This window comes from Streptococcus parasanguinis (assembly GCF_047465465.1).
Lineage (GTDB): Bacteria > Bacillota > Bacilli > Lactobacillales > Streptococcaceae > Streptococcus > Streptococcus parasanguinis_AI.
Window position 1 is genome coordinate 1 of record NZ_JASGZU010000011.1, and the last position, 2,530, is coordinate 2,530.

The following is a 2,530-nucleotide window of genomic DNA, read 5'->3' on the forward strand; positions in this document are numbered from 1 at the left end:
AAAAAACAATAAATCTGTCAGTGACAGAATGAGTTTAAGACAAACAATTATTTTAATGAGAGTTTGATCCTGGCTCAGGATGAACGCTGGCGGCGTGCCTAATACATGCAAGTAGAACGCTGAAGCTTGGTGCTTGCACCGAGCGGATGAGTTGCGAACGGGTGAGTAACGCGTAGGTAACCTGCCTCTTAGCGGGGGATAACTATTGGAAACGATAGCTAATACCGCATAACAGTCGATATCGCATGATATTGACTTGAAAGGTGCAATTGCATCACTAAGAGATGGACCTGCGTTGTATTAGCTAGTTGGTGAGGTAACGGCTCACCAAGGCGACGATACATAGCCGACCTGAGAGGGTGATCGGCCACACTGGGACTGAGACACGGCCCAGACTCCTACGGGAGGCAGCAGTAGGGAATCTTCGGCAATGGACGGAAGTCTGACCGAGCAACGCCGCGTGAGTGAAGAAGGTTTTCGGATCGTAAAGCTCTGTTGTAAGAGAAGAACGAGTGTGAGAGTGGAAAGTTCACACTGTGACGGTAACTTACCAGAAAGGGACGGCTAACTACGTGCCAGCAGCCGCGGTAATACGTAGGTCCCGAGCGTTATCCGGATTTATTGGGCGTAAAGCGAGCGCAGGCGGTTAGATAAGTCTGAAGTTAAAGGCTGTGGCTTAACCATAGTACGCTTTGGAAACTGTTTAACTTGAGTGCAGAAGGGGAGAGTGGAATTCCATGTGTAGCGGTGAAATGCGTAGATATATGGAGGAACACCGGTGGCGAAAGCGGCTCTCTGGTCTGTAACTGACGCTGAGGCTCGAAAGCGTGGGGAGCAAACAGGATTAGATACCCTGGTAGTCCACGCCGTAAACGATGAGTGCTAGGTGTTGGGTCCTTTCCGGGACTCAGTGCCGCAGCTAACGCATTAAGCACTCCGCCTGGGGAGTACGACCGCAAGGTTGAAACTCAAAGGAATTGACGGGGGCCCGCACAAGCGGTGGAGCATGTGGTTTAATTCGAAGCAACGCGAAGAACCTTACCAGGTCTTGACATCCCTCTGACCGCTCTAGAGATAGAGTTTTCCTTCGGGACAGAGGTGACAGGTGGTGCATGGTTGTCGTCAGCTCGTGTCGTGAGATGTTGGGTTAAGTCCCGCAACGAGCGCAACCCCTATTGTTAGTTGCCATCATTGAGTTGGGCACTCTAGCGAGACTGCCGGTAATAAACCGGAGGAAGGTGGGGATGACGTCAAATCATCATGCCCCTTATGACCTGGGCTACACACGTGCTACAATGGCTGGTACAACGAGTCGCGAGTCGGTGACGGCAAGCTAATCTCTTAAAGCCAGTCTCAGTTCGGATTGTAGGCTGCAACTCGCCTACATGAAGTCGGAATCGCTAGTAATCGCGGATCAGCACGCCGCGGTGAATACGTTCCCGGGCCTTGTACACACCGCCCGTCACACCACGAGAGTTTGTAACACCCGAAGTCGGTGAGGTAACCGTAAGGAGCCAGCCGCCTAAGGTGGGATAGATGATTGGGGTGAAGTCGTAACAAGGTAGCCGTATCGGAAGGTGCGGCTGGATCACCTCCTTTCTAAGGAAATGGAAACCTGTACGTTGGTCTTGTTTAGTTTTGAGAGGTCTTGTGGGGCCTTAGCTCAGCTGGGAGAGCGCCTGCTTTGCACGCAGGAGGTCAGCGGTTCGATCCCGCTAGGCTCCATTAACACTGTAATGGTGTTAAGATTGAACATTGAAAATTGAATATCTATATCAAATAGTAACAAGAAAATAAACCGAAACGCTGTAAATATTTAAAGAGTTTAGGTCGCAAGACCAAAAATAAGGTTAAGTTAATAAGGGCGCACGGTGGATGCCTTGGCACTAGAAGCCGAAGAAGGACGTGACAAACGACGAAATGCTTTGGGGAGCTGTAAGTAAGCGACGATCCAGAGATGTCCGAATGGGGGAACCCACTAGCTAATGGCTAGTACTCCTATCTGTTAAGGATAGGTAGAGGAAGACGCAGTGAACTGAAACATCTAAGTAGCTGCAGGAAGAGAAAGCAAAAGCGATTGCCTGAGTAGCGGCGAGCGAAACGGCAGGAGGGCAAACCGAAGAGTTTACTCTTCGGGGTTGTAGGACTGCAATGTGGACTTAAAGATTATAGAAGAATGACATGGGAAGGTCAGCCAAAGAGAGTAAGAGCCTCGTATTCGAAATAGTCTTTATACCTAGCAGTATCCTGAGTACGGCGGGACACGAGAAATCCCGTCGGAATCTGGGAGGACCATCTCCCAACCCTAAATACTCTCTAGTGACCGATAGTGAACCAGTACCGTGAGGGAAAGGTGAAAAGCACCCCGGGAGGGGAGTGAAATAGAACCTGAAACCGTGTGCCTACAACAAGTTCGAGCCCGTTAATGGGTGAGAGCGTGCCTTTTGTAGAATGAACCGGCGAGTTACGATATGATGCGAGGTTAAGTTGAAGAGACGGAGCCGTAGGGAAACCGAGTCTGAATAGGGCG

At 50.2% G+C, this 2,530-nt stretch carries 1 tRNA gene and 2 rRNA genes; all 3 read left to right on the forward strand.

The features are described 5' to 3' along the window. Window positions 1–51 precede the first annotated feature (51 nt). Window positions 52–1,599, forward strand: a 16S ribosomal RNA gene (locus QM351_RS10260). A 53-nt stretch (window positions 1,600–1,652) separates the two neighbouring features. Further along, window positions 1,653–1,725: transfer RNA gene (locus QM351_RS10265), tRNA-Ala, on the forward strand. Between the two features lie 123 nt (window positions 1,726–1,848). After that, window positions 1,849–2,530, forward strand: a 23S ribosomal RNA gene (locus tag QM351_RS10270); the annotation flags it as partial.